The organism is Streptomyces lunaelactis (assembly GCF_003054555.1).
GTDB classification, from domain to species: domain Bacteria; phylum Actinomycetota; class Actinomycetes; order Streptomycetales; family Streptomycetaceae; genus Streptomyces; species Streptomyces lunaelactis.
Genome location: NZ_CP026304.1, coordinates 3,078,027 through 3,099,126 on the forward strand (window position 1 = coordinate 3,078,027; position 21,100 = coordinate 3,099,126).

Below are 21,100 nucleotides of genomic sequence, written 5' to 3' on the forward strand. Positions count from 1 at the left end.
CGCTTGTCGCCCCTGTCATGTGAACCAATGGTTTTCGATTACCGTATCTGGGCTTTTCCGGCACGAGTCAAGACCTGACGGCCTCTTGCGGAACCCTTGCGGCGGTTGTCCCGCCAGCGGGACAGAATTCGAATTCGCGCACTTCCCCCGGGACGCCACTTCGGCAAAGAATTTAGCCCATCCGCTTTGGAGTGGCCCGCGTGTCAAAACAGGCGGATTTCCCGACGGCTTATCCGCGGACCGGCGTCCGCGCCATTCATCCGCGCCATTCAGGAGATTCCATGCCGAGCACCTCGCAGTGCCGCATTTGCGGTGACCAGGTCAATGAGTTCTTCGACTTCGGTCAGCAGCCGTTGTCCGACGCTTTCCCCGCGCCCGACGCCGACCACGGGTCGGAGTTCTTCTTCCGGCTCGCGGTGGGTCTGTGCAGCGGCTGCACCATGGTCCAGCTCATGGAGGAGGTGCCCCGGGACCGCATGTTCCACGAGGAGTACCCGTATGTCTCCTCCGGTTCCTCGTTCATGCGTGACCACTTCGAGGGTCTCGCCAAGCAGCTCCTCGCGACCGAGCTGACGTCCGATGACCCCTTCGTGGTCGAACTGGGCTGCAACGACGGGGTGATGCTCAAGGCCGTGGCCGAGGCCGGCGTCCGGCACCTGGGCGTCGAGCCGTCCGGTGGCGTCGCCGATCTGGCCGCCGCCAAGGGCATCCGGGTCCGCAAGTCCTTCTTCGAGGAGGCGACGGCCCTGGAGATCGCGGCCGAGGACGGCCGGGCCGACGTCATCTACGCGGCCAACACCCTATGCCACATCCCGTACATGGACTCGATCCTGGCCGGGGTGCGCGCACTGCTGAAGCCGACCGGTGTCTTTGTGTTCGAGGACCCGTACCTCGGTGACATCGTCGAGCGCACCTCCTTCGACCAGGTCTACGACGAGCACTTCTTCTTCTTCACGGCCCGCTCGGTGGGCGAGATGGCGCGTCGCAGCGGCCTCGAACTGGTCGACGTGGAGCGCCTCACCGTGCACGGCGGCGAGGTCCGCTACACCCTCGCACCGGCCGGTGAGCGCAAGCCCTCCGAGGCCGTTGCCGGGCTGCTGGCCTCCGAGGAGAAGGGCGCGCTCGGCGAGCTGGCCACGCTCCAGGAGTTCGGCAACAACGTCACCCGGATCCGCGAGGACCTGACGGCGCTGCTGCGCCGCCTCAAGGACGAGGGCAAGACGGTCGTCGGCTACGGCGCGACGGCCAAGAGCGCCACGGTCACCAACCTCTGCGGCATCACTCCCGACCTCGTCTCTTACGTCTGCGACACGACGCCGGCGAAGCAGGGCCGGGTCACCCCGGGCACCCACATCCCGGTGCGGACGCCCAAGGACTTCGCGGCCGACTACCCGGACTACGCGCTGCTGTTCGCGTGGAACCACGCCGAGGAAATCATGGCCAAGGAGCAGGCGTTCCGGGACGCGGGAGGCAAGTGGATCCTCTACGTGCCCGACGTCCGCATCTCGTAGCGGGGCAGCACAACATCCAGTCGGATCAGGGGAATCGACGGCGGGGAGAGAAGACTTGTGGAGACTGAAATGCGGCACGTGAACGGCGACAGGACCGGGACCGCGGTCCTCCGCGGCCCCGGAGCCGAACCGGGGGCCGAGGAGAACGGAGGGACCTCGCTCGCCTTCCGTGACTTCATGAGTTCGTACTTCACGGGCGTCTCGATCGTCACCGCCGTCGACCCCTCGGGCCGACCGCACGGCCTGACGTGCAGTTCGCTGACGAGCGTCACCCTCTCCCCGCCCACGCTCCAGGTCTGCCTGGAGTCCCGCAGCGGCACCCTGGCCGCGCTGCGGGCCCAGGGCACCTTCGCCGTAAATCTGCTGCACCAGGGCGGCACGGGCACCGCCAGCGTGTTCGCCTCGACCCGGCCCGACCGGTTCGAGCGGACCGCCTGGCGCCCCACACCGACGTACGGGCTGCCCTGGCTGCACGACGACGCGTACGCCGTCGCCGAGTGCGAGATCGCCGAGACCGTGGTGATCGGTGACCACGTGGCCGTCTTCGGGCGGGTCATGAGCGTGGAGAACGGGGTGGGCCGGCCGCTCCTGTACGGCAGGCGGGGCTTCCTCGGCCTGCACCCCACCGAGGCCGCGGAGGTCAGGGGCGCAGAGGCGGGCAGCCGATGACCGTGCCCGAGGCGGACACCGTGGCCGAGGCGGCCTCCGCGCCGGTTGCGGACCGGTCGTACACCGCCCGGCGGCTGTGGGTCAGTCTGTGCGTGCTCGCCGGCTGTGGTCTCTTCCTCGGTCTCACCGGGCTGTTCGAGGGCGGCGAGGGGACTCTGTGGGCCAATCCGCTCACCCGCTTCCTGCTCACCGTCGCCGTGATCCTGTTCGTCAGCCACTGCCTGGGCGGGCTGATGAACCGGATCGGGCAGCCGCCGGTGCTCGGGGAGATACTCGGCGGCCTGGCGCTGGGCCCCTCGGCGCTCGGCCTGCTGTGGCCGGAGGCCAGCGCCCAGCTCTTCCCGCCCGGCGTACTGGACAACCTCGACAAGGTCGCCCAGCTCGGCCTGATCATCTTCATGTTCCTGATCGGCTGCGAGGTCCGTACGGGCCGGCTGCGCAACCAGGGCCCGCTGGGCGCCACGCTCGTCGGCGGCACGGCGCTGCCCTTCGTGTGCGGTGCGGCGTTCGCGCTCTTCTTCGCACCGATGCTGATCGGCGAGAAGGCGACCACGACGCAGTACGCCCTCTTTGTCGGCCTGGCGCTGGCCATCACGGCCGTACCCGTACTCGCCCGCATCCTGGTCGACCTCACAATGGACCGCACCCCGGTCGGCAGCCTGGCGATGACCTGTGCCGCCATGGGCGACGGCCTCGCCTGGCTCGCGCTGACGGTGGTGCTCACCGGCTCCGAGGACCCCGGGCAGCTCCTGCGGACCGGTGGCTGGGTCTGCGCGCTGGGCGTGCTGACCTTCCTGGGCGTACGTCCGCTGCTCGTCCTGCTGGTGCCGAGGCTGTCGATGCGGGCGCTCACGATCGTGCTGGTCATCGGTGCCGTCTGCTACGCGATCCTCACCCAGGTGATGCACCTCCACCCGGTCATCGGCGCCTTCCTGTTCGGCACCGTGGTGCCGCGGAACGAACCGGTGATCGACCGGATCACCACGCAGCTGCGGAGCTTCACCCTGCTCATCCTGCTGCCGCTGTTCTTCGCCGGCATCGGCCTCCAGACGTCCGTCGGCGTCTTCGGCTCCGACCCGGCGATCTGGGGCGTGTTCGCGCTGATGCTGGTGGTCGCCCAGCTCGCCAAGCTGCTGGGCGCGGGCGGCGCGGCCCGGCTGGCGGGGCTCCCGGCGCGGGAGTCGCTCCAGCTCGGCATCCTCATGAACTGCCGGGGGGTCACGGAACTGATCGTCGCCAAGATCGGTTACGAGGCGGGCCTCATCAACACGGCCTGCTTCACGATGCTGGTACTCCTGGCGGTACTGACCACGGCCCTGACCGGCATCGTCATGCCACGCCTGGGCAGCCCTGCGGGTGGCCCCGACGGCGGCACCGACGGAAAGCCGGCCGGTACCGCGGAACCGGACGACAGGACCACCGAACCGGCCCGGACTGCGAGCGGTGAGGAACCCGCCGCGCGGCCTGTGCCGAACGCGTCACGCCAAAGCGCTCAGCGCTGAGGGAGCGTCCGGCGGGCCGATCCCCGCCGGACGCTCCTCCGCCGGACGCCCTCCGCCGATTGCCTGCACGGCGGATGCCCTTACGGCGGACACTACCCCGGGGACACTCCCCCACCGGCACCCGCCGACCGCCCCTGGACGTTCCCGGTGGCCGCCTCCGCCACCCGGCGTGCGTGTGCGTGCAGGAGGGCGCCCATCCGGAAGCGGTCCGGGGCCACTTCGCGCAGGAGGCTCGCGTCGACGAGTACATCCAGCGCCCTGCGGCTGTCCGCCGCACCCATGCCGCTCAGTGTCGCGGCAGCGGTCAGACTGATCTCGGGCGAGGGGCGGTGGCCCAGCGTCCGGTACATCAGCGCGGCCTCGGCGGGGAGCCCTGAGTACGACCAGCCGAAGACGGTGCTCAGCGTGGAGTTCGCGTCGCCGGGCAGGGCGAGGGCCGTGCTCAGGTCGTCGGTGCGGAGGCGTTCGACGGCCCCCCGGGGAAACGGGGAGATCTTGATCTGCGTCGCCGCGATGCGCAGGGCCAGCGGCAGTCCCTCGCACGCCTCGATGAGGTGCTCGACCTCGTCGCGGTGCCGCGCCACCAGGGATTCGCCCACGATCCCGGTGAACAGCAGGAGTGCGTCCGCCCGGTTCAGGGGCTCCACCACGAAGCGGCGCGCGCCGTCCTGCGCGATGAGCCCGGACAGGCCCCAACGGCTGGTGACGATCACCAGGCTGGCGGGGGTTCCGGGCAGCAGGGGCCTGACCTGCTCGACGGAGGTCGCATTGTCCAGGATCAGCAGCATTTCGCGGTCCGCGACCCGGCTGCGGTACTCGGTCTCGGAGTCGAGGCCCGGCGCCGCGGGCCGGCCGCCGAGCGTGGCGTTCAGCCGCCGCAGTGCGAAGGACGCGCTGCGCGGTGCGCTGCTGGCTGAGAACGCGCGTAGATCCAGGTGGTACTGACTGTCGGCGAACCGGCCCGCCAGGGTACGGGCGAACTGCGTGGCCAGTGTCGTCTTGCCCACTCCCGGACTACCGGTGAGCAGCAGCAGCGCGGATTCGCCGGCCTCGTCGGCCTGAGCCACCATCGCTTCCAGACAGCCCAGTTCGGCCGTACGCCCGATGAACCAGCCAGTCGATCGCGGCAGTTGACGCACCGTTGATGCGGTCCGCTGCGACGGCACGAAGATGTTCGCGGCCCCGTCGGCCCGGCGCCCCCCGTCTCCCTTGTCCGCCCGGGGAGCTGCGGCAGCGCTCTCCCGCCGCGCCGGCCGCGGTGTGCTCGGGCGGCCGGCCTGCAGCACCTGCTCGTACAACTCCCGTAGGCTTTCACCGGGTTCGATGCCCTGATCCTCCGCGAGCCTGGTGCGCAGCGCGTGGTACTCGCCGATGGCGTCGGCGTGCTGGCCGAGCTCGACGTGGCAGCGCATCAGCAGCAGCCGCAGCCGCTCGCGCAGCGGGTAGCGGTGGACAAGCGCGGACAGTTCACCGATCGCGTGCGCGGGACGGTTGAGTTCCAGGAGCAGTTCGGCGTGGTCCTCTATCGCCAGCAGCCGGGTCTCCGCGAGCCGGATGCGCTCGGACGCCACGAAGGTGCCCACCGTGCCGGCGTACGGCGTGCCGCGCCACAGCGCGAGGCCTTCCTCCAGCTTGGCGGCGGCCCGTTCGGTGTCGTTGTCGGCGCGCAGCCGACGGGCCGCGCTCAGGGCCGTACTGAACCGCCGTGTGTCGACACGCTCCGCAGGGACGCTGAGCATGTATCCGAGACTGTCCGAAACCAGCACCTCGGGCTGCGTGAACCGGGCCCGGCTGGGCTCCAGGCACTTACGGAGCCTGGCGATGTACGTATACACACTGTTCATCACGGTCTCGGAGGCGTCCGAACCCCAGACCGCACGTACTAGTTCGTGCCTACTGACCACACGGTTCTCGTTCGCGGCCAGCACGGCGAACACCGTTCTCTGGGTCGGCGATCCGAGCTCGATCCGGTGATCACCTCTGGTCGCCACCACAGACCCGAGAAGAGAAACATCCAACGAAACGTCCAACGAAGCATTCAACACGTGACACCCCCGCGTCGTGTTCAAGCATGTTCAAGCTATTGCGACAGGGCCCGCCGGATTCCTCCGACGGGCCCTGGGAAATACCCGCCCTCCACCAACTCGGCTGTCAGGAAGTGGCGTTTGACATCCGGAAGTACTGCTTCTTCTTCTCGTCGCGCACGACGATCCCCAACTTGCCCAGGTCTGCGCTCAGTTCGCGCAGCTGCTCGTGGTCGGATCCCTTCTCCAGCGCGACAGACCGCGCCTTGAGGAGTGCATTCGCACCTTCGGGAATGCCGGCCATGCCGGAGACCCACCTGCGGAACGCGTCCTTGTACGGGTCCTTCTCCGCCCACGCGTAACCATGCCCCTTGGCGGCGGCGACGACCCGCTTGCTGTCCACGTCGCACTTCTCCCGGGCCAGTTCGCCCCCGTCGTGGCCGAGCAGGACGAACTGCTTGTCGTCCATGAAGACCAGGGCGATGCCGGAGCCGGGAACCTGCCACGACTGTCCCTTACGGGTGAGCGTGACACTGTCGGCCGCCACCGTGACGGAGAGGTCCTCGTAGCGCCCGTAGAGCACCAGGCCGAGCCCGATCAGACCGCCGAGGCAGGCGATTCCGATCGTGAGTCCGGGCTCGGGGAACGAGGTCACCAGCTCCGCGGGCCCCTGCATCGGCGCCCAGGGCAGGGAGACCATCCATTTTGCTGCGATCTTGACGAGCCATCCGAGTCCGGCACCCAGCACCAGGAAGGCGGCGCCGGCCAGCACCGTCTCCCGATTCGACTGGCCCAGGACACTGGGCTCGTCCAATCTCGCGTTCTGCTCTTCCTTCAAGGTGGATCAATCCATCCGTTCGCTCGTGGGGGGTTGTGGCCTGCCGTACGGAAAGCCGCCGTGGCCATCCGCACACAATTGGCCATCGGAGGCCCCCGGTTGCTGGCACCAGCCGCACCTTGCACGCCCGCGTCGATGAGCAGCCGAGTGCGAGCGACTTCCGGATAGTCATGTCCAGCAGTCCTTGTTGACCTTACTCGAAGGGCGACTTCACGCACACTTTCTTTATCATCCTCCAACGGCCGGCAGCCCACGCCGCAAGCGGCCCCATCAGCACATTCTCCGCACTTCCGTACGAACACGGGGTCAGCCACCACCTTTGTGACGGGCCGTCAAATCACCTATTCTCGGTACGAGTTCATTGGGCGAAGGCAGCGCCGCGAACTCGTCGCGCAGCTTCTCCGCACCGGCCCTGAAGCGGGGTTCGCCGAGCAGCCGCAGCACCTGCGCCCGGACCGCACCGCCACTGGTCGCCTCCGGTTCGATGTGCAGCCCCGCGCCGTACGCGGTGAGGGCGGACGCGAAGAGCGGCTCGTCGAAGCTGTAGGGCAGGGAGAGTTGGGGAACCCCGTGCCGGGCGACGGTGGCCAGTGTGCCGGGGCCCGCGTGGTGGATGACCGCGTCGCAGGTCGGCGCCAGTGCGTGCAGCGCCACGTACGGCACGAGGCGGGCATTGTCCGGTACTTCGCGGAGAGCGGCCCGCGCGCTGTCCGCGACGGTGGCCACGACCTCGATGTCCAGGTCGGCCAGGGAGTCCAGTACGTCCTGGAGGCCGAAGGTGTAGCCGCTGAACAGGTCGGTGGCGCTCATCCCCATGGTGAGTGCCACCCGCGGCTTCGCGGGCTTCTTCCAGAGCCAACCGGGCACCACAGCAGCGCCGTTGTAGGGGACGTACCGCATCCGCTCGTAGTGCAGCCCCTCAGCCTCCAGCTGGAGGCTGCGCGGGAACTGGTCGATGGTGAAGTGCCCCGACGCCATGTCCTCGGTGTACTCACCGCCGTACTTGCGCGCATATCCGCCCAGCCAGTCAGCAAGCGGATCCGAACGCTCCGCCTGAGGCTGCTGCTCCTTCAGCCGCAGGAAGTGCTCGCGGGCCACCCCGAAGACATCCACCCCGAACAGCAGCCGGGCGTGAGCGGCGCCGCACGCCTTCGCCGCGATCGGACCCGCGTACGTCAGCGGATCCCACACCACCAGGTCGGGCTTCCACTGCCGCGCGAACTCCACCAGGGAGGCCACCATCGGGAAGTTCTCCGGCTTGTGCCCCTCCTCGACGGCGTCCCAGTACCCGGTCCGCATGGGCTCCCAGACGGCCTTCGACGGGTCCTGCGCGACGTCCCAGGGCGAGTGCAGCCCGGCGCGGGCCTCCTCCAGCAGCTCGGGGGTCGTCCGCGCCACCCGGAACAGGTCGCTGTCGCGGCCCACGGGTACGGCGGTCAGCCCGGCCTGAGTAATGGTGTCGGCGAACTTGGGCTGGCTGGCGAACCGCACCTCGTGGCCCGCTGTGCGCAGCGCCCAGGCCAGCGGCACCATGCTCATGAAGATGGTCTTCTCGGGGGTGGTGGTGAACAGAACTCGCATGGTGTGTCGTGTTCCCTCGGTCAGCCGGCGGTGCGGTGGAGGTCGGTCAACTCTTCGAGGCGGGGCACCAGTTGGTTGGGAGTGGGCAACGCCAACATCTCGTCGCGCAGGTCCGCCGCCCGCGCCGCGAACGACGGCTCGGTCAGCAGACGCTGGAGCCGGTCCCGCAGCAACGGGCCCGTCACCTCACTGGTGTGCAGATCCAAGCCCGCGCCGTGGGCCGTCAACTTCTTTGCCAGGAAGGGCTGATCGAAGTGGTAGTGCAGCGAGAGGTGCGGCACCGGATGCCGTGCGAACGTGGCGAGGGTCGCCGCCCCCGCATGGTGGATCACCGCACTGCACCGCTCCGCGAGAACGTGCATGGGTACGAAGGGCACCAGCCGCGCGTTGTCCGGTATCCGGCGCAACTTGGCCTTCTCGGAATCCGCAATGGTCGCGACCAGCTCGATGTCCAGATCCGCCAGCGAATCCAGCACCTCCTGCGTATCGATGGTGTAGCCGCTGAACACGTCCGTCGCGCTCAGCCCCATCGTCAGCGCCACCGGGCCGCCGGCTCCTTCCACAGCCATCCCGGAACCACCGCCGGCCCGCCGTAACCGACGTACTGCATCCGCTCGTACGACACCCCCGGAGCCACCGCCTGGAGGCTGCGCGGAAACTGGTCGACGGTGAAGTGCCCCGACGCCATGTCCTCGGTGAACTCGCCGCCGTACTTGCGCGCATAGCCCCCCAGCCACTGCGCCAGCGGATCCGCCCGCTCCCCCACCGGCTGCTGCTCCTTCAACCGCAGGACGTGCGCACGGGCCACCCCGAAGACGTCCGCCCCGAACAATATCCTGGCACTGGCCGCGCCGCACGCCTTCGCCGCGATCGGACCCGCGTACGTCCACGGGTCCCACACCACCAGGTCCGGCTTCCACTGCCGCGCGAACTCCACCAGGTCGTTGACGAGCGGGAAGTTCTCCTCCCGCCAGGAGTCCGTGGCCAGTGTGAAGCCCTCCAGGAGGTGTTCCCAGGTGGCGAGGGAGAGGTCGTCCGCCACGTCCCAGGGCTGGGGAAGGCCCTTGCGCGAGTCGGCGATCACCTGCGAATCGAGCATCTCCAGGGGCCTGTTGAGGTCGCGGCGCCTGCCGACGGGCACGGCGGTCAGCCCGGCCCGGGTGATGGTCTCGGCGAACGACGACTGGCTCGCCACCCGTACCTCATGACCTGCCGTACGCAACGCCCACGCCATCGGCACCAGATACTGAAAGACACTCTTGTGCGGATTCACCGCAAACAGCACCCGCATCAGGCACCCACACCCATCGGAGACCGGTACTTGGCCGTCAACTCCTCCAGCCTGGGCACCAGTTCATTCGGTGTCGGCAGCGCCTCGATGTCGTCGCGCAGCCGCGCCGCCCCCTCCGCGTACGAAGGGTCCTGGAGCAGCTTGAGCACCTGGTCCCGGATGGCGCTCCCGGTGGCCTCGCTGTTCGGTATCCACACGGCGGCGCCGGCGTCCGCGAGTTTCTGCGCAAAGAGCGGTTCGTCGAAGCTGTACGGAATGGCCACCTGCGGGACCCCGTACCGCGCCACGGTGGCCAGCGTGCCGGGGCCCGCGTGGTGGATGACCACGTCGCAGGTGGGCGCGAGGACGTGCAGCGGCACGAACGGGATCAGCCGGGCGTTGTCCGGTATCCGGCGCAGCTTGGCCTTCTCGGAGTCCGCGATGGTGGCGACGACTTCTATGTCGAGACCGCCCAACTCGTCAAGGAGTTCCTGGGTGTTGACGGTGTAGCCGTCAAAGATGTCGGTCGCCGTGAGCCCCAGCGTCAGTGCGACACGGGGCCGCGTCGGCTTCTGCCACAGCCAGTCGGGGACGACGGAGGGGCCGTTGTACGGGATGTACTGCATGCGCTCGTAGTCGAGCCCCGGCGCCTCAGCCTGGAGGGTGCGGGGGAACTGGTCGATGGTGAAGTGCCCGGTGGTCATGTCCTCGCTGAACTCGCCGCCGTACTTGCGCGCATAGCCGCCCAGCCACTCGGCGAGCGGATCCGACCGCTCCTCCACCGGCTGCTGCTCCTTCAGCCGCAGGAAGTGCTCGCGGGCCACCCCGAAGACGTCGATGCCCCACAGGATGCGGGCGTGCGCGGCGCCGCAGGCCTTGGCCGCGATGGCGCCCGCGCTGGACAGCGGCTCCCAGATCACCAGGTCGGGCTTCCACTGCCGGGCGAACTCCACGAGCCCCCCGATGATCGGGAAGTTCTCCGGCTTCTCGACATCCTGGACGGTCTGCTCGTACCCCTTGAGCATGTGGTCCCAGGTCGCCTTCTCCGGTGCGTGCGCGACGTCCCAGGGGGCGGGCAGACCGGACCTGGCGGCCTCGAACAGGTTCTCGCCCGCCGCCTCCAGGACCCGTCCGAGGTCGAAGTCCCGTCCGGCCTGCACTGCGGTCAGGCCCGCCCGGGTGATCTCGTCGGCGAACCCGGGCCTGCTGGCGAACCGCACCTCGTGGCCCGCCGTACGCAGCGCCCACGCCAGCGGGACCATGGCCTGGAAGATGCTCGTCCCTGGGTTGACGGTGAACAGGATGCGCACAGCGCTTTCCTTTCTTGCCGGTGGTGGGGGTGGGGGTGGGGTGGGGTTTCAGGGTCAGGCGGCGACGCGGCGCGCGGCCACGAGTTCTTCCAGCTGCTCAACCACCTGGTGCGGACCGGGAGTTGACTCGATCTCCTCGCGCAGCGCCGCAGCCCGTTCCCGGAACGCCGGCTCGGACAGCAGCCTCAGCACGCCCTCCCGCACCGAAGCGCCGGTCGCCCTGTCGGCCCGTACGACAAGCGAGCCGCCCTGCTCCTGCGCCTTGCGCGCGAGCACGGGACCGTCGAAGTCCCAGGGCAGCAGGAGTTGCGGCACGGGATGGTGGCGGGCCATCGTCAGGAAGGTGCCGAAGCCCGCGTGGTGGATGACCGCGTCGCAGGTCGCCGCGAGCGCCTGGAGCGGTACGTAACTCACCAACCGGGCATTGTCCGGGACCCGTTGGAGCTTGGCCTGCTCGGACTCCGCGATGGTGGCGACGACCTCGATGTCCAGGTCGGCCAGGGAGTCCAGGACGTCCTGGATGCTGATCGTGTATCCGGCGCCGTGGTCGGTGGCGCTCACCCCCATGGTGAGCGCGACGCGGGCACGCGCGGGCGCGGACCACAGCCAGCGGGGCACCACGGCGGGGCCACCGTACGGTTCGAACCGCATGCGCACCTTGGGCAGCGCGCTCTCCCCGGAGAGCGACGCCGGGAGCTGGTCGACGGTGAACTGCCCGGTGGTCATGTCCTCGCTGAACTCCCCCCCGTACTTGCGCGCATAGCCGCCCAGCCACTCGGCAAGCGGATCCGAACGCTCCCCCTCCGGCTGCTGTTCCTTCAACCGCAGGAAGTGCTCGCGGGTCTCGCCGAAGGCGTCGTAACTCCACAGCAGCCTGCCGTGCGCGGCGCCGCACGCCTTGGCGGCCACCGGCCCGCCGAACGCCAGCGGCTCCCACAGCACGAGGTCCGGCTGCCACGCCCTCGCGAACTCCACCAGCGCGCTGATCATCGGGAAGCAGGCCGGCCGGTGCCACGACTGCACGATGTGGTCGTAGCCGTCGCGCAGCTGCGCCCAGTCGACCCTTTCCGGGTCCTGTACGACGTCGTAGGGCGCCGGAAGGCCGAATTCCGGCCGGTACTCCCCATTGGGCATGGCGCGGCGGAGCTGGTCCCACAGGTCGGAGTCCCGGCCGACCGGGACCGCGGTGAGGCCCGCCTGGGTGAGGGTGTCGGCGAACCAGGGGGTGCTGGCGAACCGCACCTCGTGACCGGCGGTGCGCAGCGCCCAGGCCAGCGGCACCATGGCGAGCACGTGTGCCTTCTCGGGGTTGGCGACGAAGAGGACTCGCACGGTCCGTTACTCCCCTGTCTTCTGGGTCTGGGTCTGGGTCTTCTGGTGCGAGGCCACGAACTGCTCCAGTTCGGGCACCAGCTGGTTGGGCGTGGGCATGTCCAGGAGGGTGCCCCGGAGCGCCTCGGCGCCCTTGCGGAAGCCCGGTTCCGACAGCAGCCGCAGCACGGCGTCGCGGACTGCTTCGCCGGTGGTCTCCTTCGGGTTGAGCACCAGTCCCGCCCCGGTCACGCTGACGGCTTCGGCGAGGGCCGGGCCGTCGTTGTCCCAGGGCAGCATCAGGTGCGGCAGCCCGCGCAGCGCGGTGGTGGCGAGGGTTCCGTATCCCGCGTGGTGGATCACGGCGTCGCAGGTGGCGGCCAGCGCGTCCAGCGGTGCGAAGGACACGACGCGGGCGTTGTCCGGGATGCGCGTGAGCTTGGTCTGCTCGGACTCGGCGATGGTGGCGACGACCTCGATGTCCAGGTCGGCAAGCCCGTCGAGGATGTCCTGGACCCCGGCGGCGTACTCCCCGCCGTGCCCGGTGGTGCTCAGCCCGAGGGTGAGGGCCACCCGCGGTTTGGCGGGCTTGGTACGCAGCCAGGCGGGGACGGTGGCGGGGCCGCCGTAGGGGACGTACCGCAGGGGGAGGTAGGTGCGGTTGGCGCGCTGCTGCAAGGATTCGGGGACGAGGTCGATGGTGACCTGGCCGGTGATCATGGTCTCGTCGAAGGTGGCCCCGTACTTCACGGCGTGCCCCTCCAGCCACTCCCGCATCGGGTCGATGCGGTCCTCCTCGGGCTGGTCGGAGGCGAGGCGCAGGAAGTGGTCGCGGGTCACCCCGTACATGTCGGTGCCGAACAGCAGCCGGGCGTGCGCGGCGCCGCACGCCTTCGCGGCGACCGATCCGGCGTAGGTGAGGGGGTCCCAGATCACCAGGTCCGGCTTCCACGCCTGCGCGAAGGCGACCAGGTCGGCAACCATCGGCAGGTTGCTGGCCATGTGCCAGCGCCTGACCTGCCGGGTGAAACCCTCGCTGAGGTACTCCCAGGAGATGTCCTCGGGCTCCCGGCCGGTCACGTCGTACGGCATCGGCATGCCGCCCTGCTCCATCGGGCCGAGCCAGCCCGGATCCCGGGACAGGATCTGCCACAGGTCCCGGTTGCTTCCGACGGGTACGGCGGTCAGTCCGGCCTGGGTGATCGTGTCGGCGAACTTGGGCTGGCTGGCGAACCGCACCTCGTGGCCCGCCGTGCGCAGCGCCCAGGCCAGCGGCACCATCAGCAGGAAGTGCGTGCGCTCCGGATAGGTGGTGAACAGAACTCGCATGGTGTGTCGTGTTCCCTCGGTCAGCCGGCGGTGCGGTGGAGGTCGGTCAACTCTTCGAGGCGGGGCACCAGTTGGTTGGGAGTGGGCAACGCCAACATCTCGTCGCGCAGGTCCGCCGCCCGCGCCGCGAACGACGGCTCGGTCAGCAGACGCTGGAGCCGGTCCCGCAGCAACGGGCCCGTCACCTCACTGGTGTGCAGATCCAAGCCCGCGCCGTGGGCCGTCAACTTCTTTGCCAGGAAGGGCTGATCGAAGTGGTAGTGCAGCGAGAGGTGCGGCACCGGATGCCGTGCGAACGTGGCGAGGGTCGCCGCCCCCGCATGGTGGATCACCGCACTGCACCGCTCCGCGAGAACGTGCATGGGTACGAAGGGCACCAGCCGCGCGTTGTCCGGTATCCGGCGCAACTTGGCCTTCTCGGAATCCGCAATGGTCGCGACCAGCTCGATGTCCAGATCCGCCAGCGAATCCAGCACCTCCTGCGTATCGATGGTGTAGCCGCTGAACACGTCCGTCGCGCTCAGCCCCATCGTCAGCGCCACCCGGGGCCGCTCCGGCTCCTTCCACAGCCATCCCGGAACCACCGCCGGCCCGCCGTAACCGACGTACTGCATCCGCTCGTACGACACCCCCGGAGCCACCGCCTGGAGGCTGCGCGGAAACTGGTCGACGGTGAAGTGCCCCGACGCCATGTCCTCGGTGAACTCGCCGCCGTACTTGCGCGCATAGCCCCCCAGCCAGTCGGCGAGGGGATCGACCCGCTCGCCCTCCGGCTGCTGCTCCTTGAGCCGTAGGTACACGTCCCGTACGCCGCCGAAGACATCGATCCCGAACAGCAGCCGGGTGTGGGCCGCGCCGCACGCCTTCGCCGCGATCGGACCCGCGTACGTCAGCGGATCCCACACCACCAGGTCGGGCTTCCACTGCCGCGCGAACTCCACCAGGTCCTTGACGATCGGGAAGTTCGACAGGTGGTGCCGTGCCCGGACGGTCTCGGCCATGCCGGTGGACAGGTACTCCCAGTTTGCCTTCGCCGGGTCGTCGAACGCGTCGTACGGAGCCTCGATCCCGGCACGCCCCCGGGCGGCGGACTCGTCGGCGACGGTACGGCCCGCGAGGAGCCTGACGTGGTCCCGTCCGACGGACACGGCGGTCAGCCCGGCCCGGGTGATGGTGTCGGCGAACGACGGCTGGCTGGCCACCCGTACCTCATGACCTGCCGTACGCAACGCCCACGCCATCGGCACCAGATACTGAAAGATGCTCTTGTGCGGGTTCACCGCGAACAGCACCCGCATCAGGACCCCACACCGGCGGCCGGCACGAAGTCGGCACCCTCGGCCTCCGCGAAGCCCGCAGCCTCGGACTCCGGGAGGCCCGCACCCGACGGGAGGCCCGCCCCCGCGAGCGACAGCAGATCCGCACCCACCGAGGACGGGAAGCCTGCGCTCTCCGGCGTCCGGTACTTCTCCGTCAGCTCCTCCAGCCGGACCACGAGCTCGTTCGGCGTCGGCAACGCGTGGAACTGCGCGCCCAGTTGGGCCGCAGCCGTCCGGTATCCCGGCTCGCACAGCACCTTCAGCAGGGCCTCGCGCACCGCTTCCCCGGTCGCGCGGTCGGCCCGCAGCGCCACGACGCTGCCCTGTGCCGCCGCCCGCCTGGCCAGCTCCGGTTCGTCGAAGTCCCACGGCACCGCGACCTGCGGCACGGCGCTGATCGCCGTGGTGAGGAAGGTGCCGGGCCCTGCGTGGTTGATGACCGCGTCGCAGGTCTGGACGAGGGCGTGCAGCGGTACGTAACTGACCACCCGGACGTTGTCGGGTATCCGGGTCAGCTTGTCCTGCTCCGACTGCGCGAGGGTGGCGACGACCTCGATGTCAAGATCCGCCAACGAGTCCAGGATGTCGGGCACGTTGGCGACATGACCGGCGAACCGGTTCGTCGCCGCGATACCCAAAGTCAGGGCGACCCGGGGTTTGGTCGGCGGCTCCCGCAGCCACGCCGGGACCGACACCGGCCCGCCGTACGGCACGTACCGCATCGGAATGTAGCGGTGGCCGGGGGCGGTCATCCGCAGCGAGGAGGGGAACTGGTCGATGCTGAACTGCCCGGTCGTCATGTCCTCGCTGAACTCGCCGCCGTACTTGCGGGCGTAGCCGCCCAGCCAGTCGGCGAGCGGATCGGCCTGCTCGCTCTGGGGCTGCTGCCGCTTGAGGTCGAGGAAGCGGGCCCGGGTCAGCCCGAGCACGTCGATGCTCCAGAGCAGCCGTGCGTGCGCGGCGCCGCACGCCTTGGCTGCGATGGCACCCGCGTAGCAGAGCGGCTCCCAGAGGATCAGGTCCGGCTGCCAGGCGCGGGAGAAGGCCACCAGGTCGGCGGTCACGGGGAAGTTGTCGCTCTTGTGCCACCGGCCGACGACGCGCTGATAGCCCTCCAGCATGGTGGTCCAGTCCAGGTCCTCCGGTGCGCGCTCCGCGGCGTTGTACGGGAAGCCGAGGCCGTCGCGTTCGGCCTCGGTGTGCTCCGGGGTGAGCTGCGGCAGCCGCCAGACGGACCGCTCGTTGCCCACCGGTACGGCGGTGAGGCCGGCCTGGGTGACGGTGTCGGCGAACGAGGGCTGGCAGGCCACCCGCACCTCGTGACCGGCGGTGCGCAGCGCCCAGGCCAGCGGCACCATCTGCTGGAAGAGGCTCTTGTCCGGTGTGGTCGTAAACAGAACTCGCATGCCGTACGGCCCCCTAGACCCTGTTCCCGGTACCCGGCAACTGCCGCGCCGCGCCCGGCAGCTGGTGTGCCACGGCGGCGGCCAGCCCGTCCAGGCCTTCACTCAGCGGCACTTGGGCGCGCCAGCCCGTCGCCTGCCGGAATCCGGACTCGGTGAGAACGAAGTCGATCTCGTCGGTCGGCATCGCGTACTCGGCCGGGTCGGTCTCCTCGACCGCGACCTGCGGCTTCCCGGTGTGCCTGGCCACCGTCTCGGCGATGTACGTAAACAGCTCGGCGACGCTGGTGCGTTCACCGGTGCCGATGTCCCAGTGCCGCCCGCTGACCGCATCCAGCCCGTCCAGCGCAGCGGTGAAAGCGGCGGCGGCGTCGTCCACGCCGAGGAAGTCCCGCTTGGCCCGGCCGCCGTTCCACAGCGTGAGCGGCTCGCCGGCGAAGGCGCGCCGCATCATGCTCGACACCACGCCCCGGTCCAGGTCGGTGCTGTCGGTGCCCTGGCTGTAGAGGGTCGACAGGCGCAGGGTGCTGCCGCGGACGATGCCCTCGGCAGTGGCCGCCTCGATGGCCCGCTCGGCGGCGAGCTTGTGGCGGTCGTACGCGGTGGGCGGCTGGTCGGGAGGGGTGTCCCCGGCACCCGTCGCCGGCATCCGGGCCGCCTGCGAGACGGAGCCCGCGAACAGCAGGGCGGGCTGCGGCGCCGTACGACCGGCCCTGACCGCGTCGAGCACGTCGTGCACCAGGCCGAGGTTGACGCGCTCGGCGAGGGTGTCCCCGTCGGCGACCCGCCAGGTGCCGGGGCCCCCGGTGTGCGCCACCAGGTGGACGACAGCGTCGGATCCGGCGACCGCCTCCGCGACGGCACCGGGCCTGGTCAGGTCGAGGGTCAGTTCCTCGACGTCGGCGACGGGCTGCTCGGGTACGGTCACCGGCCTGCGGCCCACGAGCCGCAGCCGTCCGGGTCTGCTCGCGAGCTGCCTGCTGACGGCGGTGCCCAGCAGACCCGACGCACCGAGCACGGTGATCAGGTTGTCCGTTCCAGGACCTGGCACTGGTCCCCCTTCGCTGCGGTGGTGGTGGTTGTGAGGGCTTCGAGCGCGTCAAACAGCGCGCTGCGGCGTCCTGTTGGGGTCGTGCCGCCAGCTCAGGCCCTCGCCGAGCACGTTGCCGAGGCGGCCGTCGACGAGGACGTTCCACTCGCTGCGGGTGACCTCGAAGTTGTGCAGGTTCCAGTGCCGGCCCTGGAAGTAGAGGTGCTCGTCGAGCACGCCCTTCGCCTCGTCGTCGTTGGTGACGCCGATGGACCCGAAGGTCGCCTCGGTGGTCTGCCCCAGCAGCTTGTCGACGGGGAACGCCGCGAACGCGTAGTTGGTCGTCAGGTACATGCCCTCCGCCCCGACCCCGTACTTGGCACGCTCCGGATCGAGGTAGAGCCCGGACCGCAGGTGCCCCGCGGGGTCGAGCCCGTGCAGGGTGGAGAACCCCACGACGTCACCGCTCGACCGCAGTGCGACGAGGAAGGCGGCGCTGGAGTCGAGCGTGGCCCGGGCGCGCGCCGGGGTGACGCTCTCGATCCCGGTCCGCAGCAGGGTGCGTACGAACTCCGACCGGTCGTCGGCGGACGCAGGACGGAGCTCCAGCCGTCGCGACCTGGTGTGAGGAAAGAGCACGGTGAATGGTCCAATCGGTCCTGTGTTGGCCTGGCCGTCCGGTCAGTCCTGTGTGGTCCTGGCCGTCCGGCTCAGGTCGGCCCCGTCCGGCCGTACGGCGTCCCAGCGCATTTCGCCGATCGCCGACGGCAGCCGGTCTAGCTGTTGCATGTCCTCTTCCGTCAGGCGCAGTTCGGCCGCAGCGGCGTTCTCCTCCAGCCACCGCAGCCGTCTGGTCCCGGGTATGGGCACCACGTCGGGCCCCTGTGCGAGCACCCACGCGATGGCCACCTGGGAGGGTGTGACGGCCCCGCCGTGCCGGGCGCAGACGTCGCGCAGTCCGGCGAGGATGACCTCGTTGGCCTGCATGGCGTCCAGGTCGAAGCGGGGGTCGCGGTTGCGCGAGTCGCCGGTGTAGAGGCTGTCGTGGGACACCTTGCCCGACAGGAATCCGCGCCCGATGGGGGCGAAGGCGAGGAACCCCACGCCGTGGGCACGGCACCAGGGGAGGACCTCCGCCCCGTTCTCCGGTGCCCACACGGACAGTTCGTACTGTGCGGTGGTCAGCGGGAAGACCCGGTGCACCAGGTCGAGTTCGGCCGTGGTGGCGTGCGAGATCCCCAGTGCGCGGACCTTGCCCTCGGTGACCAGTTCCCCCAGCGCGCCCCAGGTCTCGGCCAGCGGTACGTCGGGGTCGATGCGGTGCAGCTGGTAGAGGTCGATGGCGTCCGTACGGAGCCTGCGCAGCGACGCCTCGCAGGCGGCCCTGAGGTGCTCGGGCCTGCCGTTGCGGGTCAGGTTGCCGTCCGGCCGGGCGATCAGGCCGCACTTGGTGGCGAACCGGATGCGGTCGCGGTACGGCTCAAGGGTGCGGCCGAGCAGTTCCTCGTTGGTGAACGGCCCGTACACGTCTGCCGTGTCGAAGAGCGTGATGCCCAGGTCGACCGCCCGGTGGAGAACTTTGGCTGACTCCTCGTCGTCCCGGTCGCCAGGACCGTAACCATGGGACATCGAACTGCAACCGAGACCGAGTGCGCTGACGGTGAAACCGTCGGCCAGTTTTATTTCCCACATAAACTGCAACTCCCAGAAATTCGCTCCGACAAAAGGCTTGCAATCACTTGCAAACAAAGGCTTGCCGACAAGAGAAGCCGGGCGCCTTTCGCCGGGGCGCATGTGAAATTTCTGCCTTCAGAGTGATGCCACGATGATTACGCATGCGGACTGGGCGCGGGGAGCTGCTGGGCGTCGATTTCTGGCTCGACCAGGAATTCTTCCAGCAGCCCGGGAGCCGCTTCCGTCGCGAATACCAGGAACTGGTCGACGCTCATGTCAGGGGCCTGGTAGTACCGTTCGCCGGCCGCGGTCGAGAGCCCCGCCGTCAGCAGTCCCAGCCGCCGCTGGAACAGCGACTGCCGCACCTTCACGCCGATGACCGCCTCCGTCCGCAACGCCGCCGTGACGCGCCGCGAGAGCCCGCACCGCAGCACCAGGTAGTTGTCCACGAGGGTGTGCCCCAGCGCCCGGTACGCCACCACCGCCAGCGGCACGGCCACCGCGAACAGCACAGGCCCCACCACCGCCGGAACCCACCCCGGAACCACGTCCGTCGCCCACAGCCACACCAGCAGTCCGGCCACGACGACCGGCGTCACCAGGGCCCACAGCAGCCGTCGGGCCAGTGCCGTACGGGGGTGCCGTCGCAGCGGCGCCTCCAAGGGACGTACCGGTCCCGACAGCACCAGGGCGGCCACCCGGCGGGCCTCCGAGAGGGGTGCGCGCGGCAGGATGCTGGTCGCCGGGTCGCCGCTGAAGGAGATGATGGCCAGCCCGGTCGACAGGACCGTCGTCTCGGTGAGGCCGATCCAGCGCGTCAGGAGCGGCTCGCTGATCTGGATGCCGCGCATCCGCCGGTCGTCCCGGTGCACCTCGCGGGTCGAGAACAGCCCGCGCCGGGTGAGGAGGGCGGTGCCGTCCTCCTTGCGTACGCGAACGAGCCGGAACCCCCAGTTCTCCATGACGAAGCCGCCGGCCAGCGCGCCGTACCCGAGCAGCGTGACCACAACTCCCCAGTACAGCCAGGCGACGGCGGTGCCACCGTCCGGTGCGAACCAGTTGCGCAGGTCGTTGAGGGAGCCGACCAGGTCGAGGCCGACGATCAGCAGCATCGAGTGGAGGCTCCAAAGCAGCAGGCCGCCGACGAGCACGCAGGTGAAGTTGAGGACGTGGTAGAAGAGCCACCGCCAGCGGAACTCCGCGATCGGCGTCTCCTTCGGCGCCGCGACCTCCTCCCCTTCCTCCCCCTCGGCCGCCGCGCGGTTGCCGTGCATCAGCTCGCGTTGAAGCGTCAGCGCCATCTGCTTGGAGACGGCGTCGAGCTTGACCGCGGGCTTGCTCCGGCCCGAGCTGATGTAGACGATGCGCAGCCCTGCGAACCGGTGCCGGAGCCGGGACTTGACGTCGACAGCCCGGATGCGGTCCCGGGGGATCTGCCGGTAGACGCGCACCAGGCGTCCGGTACGTATCTCCACCAGCCCTTCGGTGACCCTGTACCGGGTCCGCAGCCAGCGCACGACGTCGCCGACGCTGACGGCGATGCCGAACCCGGTCATGATCAGGGCAGGCCAGTTGTCCAGCAGGTCGGAGCCGGTCTTGAAGACGAAGAACGACAGCAGGGTCGGCACCAGGGACAGCGCGAAGCGCGCCAGGTTGACCCAGATCAGCCTGGGATGCAGCCGTTCCCAGGGAGCTTCGGACGCGTCCTCGCCGGGCGGCGTCGTCCCGGCCGGCACGACGCCAACAGCGGTATCCACAGCACTCACGTCGCGTCCCCGGGACTCTGCTGCGTCAGCTCGGTCAGCGCCGCCGCTTCCTTCGCCACCACGTCCGCGTCCAGGCCCACGATCTTGATCCGGCCCTCCGGCGAAGCGGTGATCACCCGGAGGGTGCCCAGACCGAGCATGAGCTGCAACGGGCCGCGCACCATGTCGACGCTCTGGATGCGCGAGACGGGGATGATCCGCCATTCCCGCACCAGCCAGCCCTTGAGTTCGTACACGGCGTTCTCCGTGCACTCCCAGCGGTGGACCCGGTACCGCCAGCCCGGCATGAGCGCCAGCGTCAGCAGGAACCCGGCCGCCGCCACGATCAGCACGGGCCCGACCCAGGTCCTGGACTCCTCCCACCACAGATACGTCGCCCCCAGCGCCCCCAGCGTGAGGGCCGCGCCGATCAGCGCCCGCAGCGTCCACCAGAGGACGGCCCGGCGGTCCACCCGGTGCAGCGGCGACCGGACGTGTGCTGCCGAGGTACGAGAGGCCAGCGCCGACGGCGGTGGCTTCGTTTCCGTTGTTCCCTGGACCCGCATCTCGTCTCTTCCTCCGCA

At 69.7% G+C, this 21,100-nt stretch carries 18 protein-coding genes; 3 read left to right on the top strand and 15 right to left on the bottom strand.

What is annotated here, in order from left to right:
- The first annotated feature begins 281 nt into the window (after positions 1-281).
- The 3 genes from SLUN_RS13860 (at position 282) to SLUN_RS13870 (ending at position 3,682) form a co-directional block, all read left to right on the top strand.
- Positions 282-1,511, top strand: coding sequence for a class I SAM-dependent methyltransferase (locus SLUN_RS13860; RefSeq protein ID WP_108148780.1), 1,230 nt, complete (start codon positions 282-284; stop codon positions 1,509-1,511).
- Between the two features lie 69 nt (positions 1,512-1,580).
- Complete coding sequence (locus SLUN_RS13865; RefSeq protein WP_108148781.1) at positions 1,581-2,180, top strand: flavin reductase family protein; 600 nt, start codon at positions 1,581-1,583, stop codon at positions 2,178-2,180.
- Positions 2,177-3,682: a cation:proton antiporter gene (locus tag SLUN_RS13870; RefSeq protein WP_108148782.1), complete on the top strand. Its 1,506-nt coding sequence runs from the start codon at positions 2,177-2,179 to the stop codon at positions 3,680-3,682. The genes SLUN_RS13865 and SLUN_RS13870 overlap by 4 nt, the downstream gene beginning before the upstream one ends.
- Before the next feature lie 92 nt (positions 3,683-3,774).
- On the opposite strand, the gene SLUN_RS13875 is transcribed toward SLUN_RS13870, so the two are convergent.
- The 15 genes from SLUN_RS13875 to SLUN_RS13940 all read right to left on the bottom strand — a co-directional run bounded on the left by SLUN_RS13875 (position 3,775) and on the right by SLUN_RS13940 (position 21,082).
- Entirely contained in the window at positions 3,775-5,676 is a 1,902-nt protein-coding gene (locus SLUN_RS13875) for an AfsR/SARP family transcriptional regulator (RefSeq protein WP_159100249.1), read from the bottom strand.
- Between the two features lie 157 nt (positions 5,677-5,833).
- Entirely contained in the window at positions 5,834-6,520 is a 687-nt protein-coding gene (locus tag SLUN_RS13880) for a YqeB family protein (RefSeq protein ID WP_108148784.1), read from the bottom strand.
- A 330-nt stretch (positions 6,521-6,850) separates the two neighbouring features.
- Positions 6,851-8,125 carry an activator-dependent family glycosyltransferase gene (locus tag SLUN_RS13885; RefSeq protein ID WP_108148785.1) on the bottom strand — a complete coding sequence of 425 codons (1,275 nt, stop codon included), beginning with the start codon at positions 8,123-8,125 and terminating at the stop codon, positions 6,851-6,853.
- Positions 8,126-8,145: 20 nt separating this feature from the next.
- Complete coding sequence (locus SLUN_RS40465; protein WP_218929497.1) at positions 8,146-8,667, bottom strand: glycosyltransferase; 522 nt, start codon at positions 8,665-8,667, stop codon at positions 8,146-8,148.
- Complete coding sequence (locus SLUN_RS40470; protein WP_218929498.1) at positions 8,658-9,416, bottom strand: glycosyltransferase family protein; 759 nt, start codon at positions 9,414-9,416, stop codon at positions 8,658-8,660. Before SLUN_RS40470 ends, SLUN_RS40465 begins: the two co-directional genes overlap by 10 nt.
- On the bottom strand, positions 9,416-10,705 hold the full coding sequence (locus SLUN_RS13895; RefSeq protein ID WP_108148786.1) for an activator-dependent family glycosyltransferase: 1,290 nt from the start codon (positions 10,703-10,705) through the stop codon (positions 9,416-9,418). The genes SLUN_RS40470 and SLUN_RS13895 overlap by 1 nt, the downstream gene beginning before the upstream one ends.
- 54 nt (positions 10,706-10,759) lie before the next feature.
- Positions 10,760-12,037 (bottom strand): activator-dependent family glycosyltransferase, encoded by a 1,278-nt coding sequence (locus SLUN_RS13900; RefSeq protein ID WP_108148787.1) that lies wholly within the window; start codon positions 12,035-12,037, stop codon positions 10,760-10,762.
- A 6-nt stretch (positions 12,038-12,043) separates the two neighbouring features.
- A complete protein-coding gene (locus SLUN_RS13905; protein WP_108148788.1) occupies positions 12,044-13,345 on the bottom strand; it encodes an activator-dependent family glycosyltransferase in 1,302 nt (433 codons plus the stop codon).
- A 20-nt stretch (positions 13,346-13,365) separates the two neighbouring features.
- Positions 13,366-14,643: an activator-dependent family glycosyltransferase gene (locus tag SLUN_RS13910; RefSeq protein WP_108148789.1), complete on the bottom strand. Its 1,278-nt coding sequence runs from the start codon at positions 14,641-14,643 to the stop codon at positions 13,366-13,368.
- Complete coding sequence (locus tag SLUN_RS13915; protein WP_108148790.1) at positions 14,643-16,070, bottom strand: activator-dependent family glycosyltransferase; 1,428 nt, start codon at positions 16,068-16,070, stop codon at positions 14,643-14,645. Before SLUN_RS13915 ends, SLUN_RS13910 begins: the two co-directional genes overlap by 1 nt.
- A 13-nt stretch (positions 16,071-16,083) precedes the next feature.
- A complete protein-coding gene (locus SLUN_RS13920; RefSeq protein WP_218929499.1) occupies positions 16,084-17,118 on the bottom strand; it encodes an NAD-dependent epimerase/dehydratase family protein in 1,035 nt (344 codons plus the stop codon).
- 48 nt (positions 17,119-17,166) lie between these two features.
- Positions 17,167-17,736 (bottom strand): GNAT family N-acetyltransferase, encoded by a 570-nt coding sequence (locus SLUN_RS13925; RefSeq protein ID WP_108148791.1) that lies wholly within the window; start codon positions 17,734-17,736, stop codon positions 17,167-17,169.
- Positions 17,737-17,778: 42 nt separating this feature from the next.
- The gene (locus tag SLUN_RS13930) at positions 17,779-18,789 is read right to left on the bottom strand and encodes an aldo/keto reductase (protein ID WP_108148792.1); all 1,011 of its coding nucleotides are present in this window, start codon (positions 18,787-18,789) and stop codon (positions 17,779-17,781) included.
- A gap of 137 nt (positions 18,790-18,926) precedes the next feature.
- The gene (locus SLUN_RS13935) at positions 18,927-20,537 is read right to left on the bottom strand and encodes a PH domain-containing protein (protein ID WP_159100250.1); all 1,611 of its coding nucleotides are present in this window, start codon (positions 20,535-20,537) and stop codon (positions 18,927-18,929) included.
- Positions 20,534-21,082, bottom strand: a complete 549-nt coding sequence (locus SLUN_RS13940; protein ID WP_108148794.1) for a PH domain-containing protein — start codon at positions 21,080-21,082, stop codon at positions 20,534-20,536. Before SLUN_RS13940 ends, SLUN_RS13935 begins: the two co-directional genes overlap by 4 nt.
- Between the last annotated feature and the right edge of the window lie 18 nt (positions 21,083-21,100).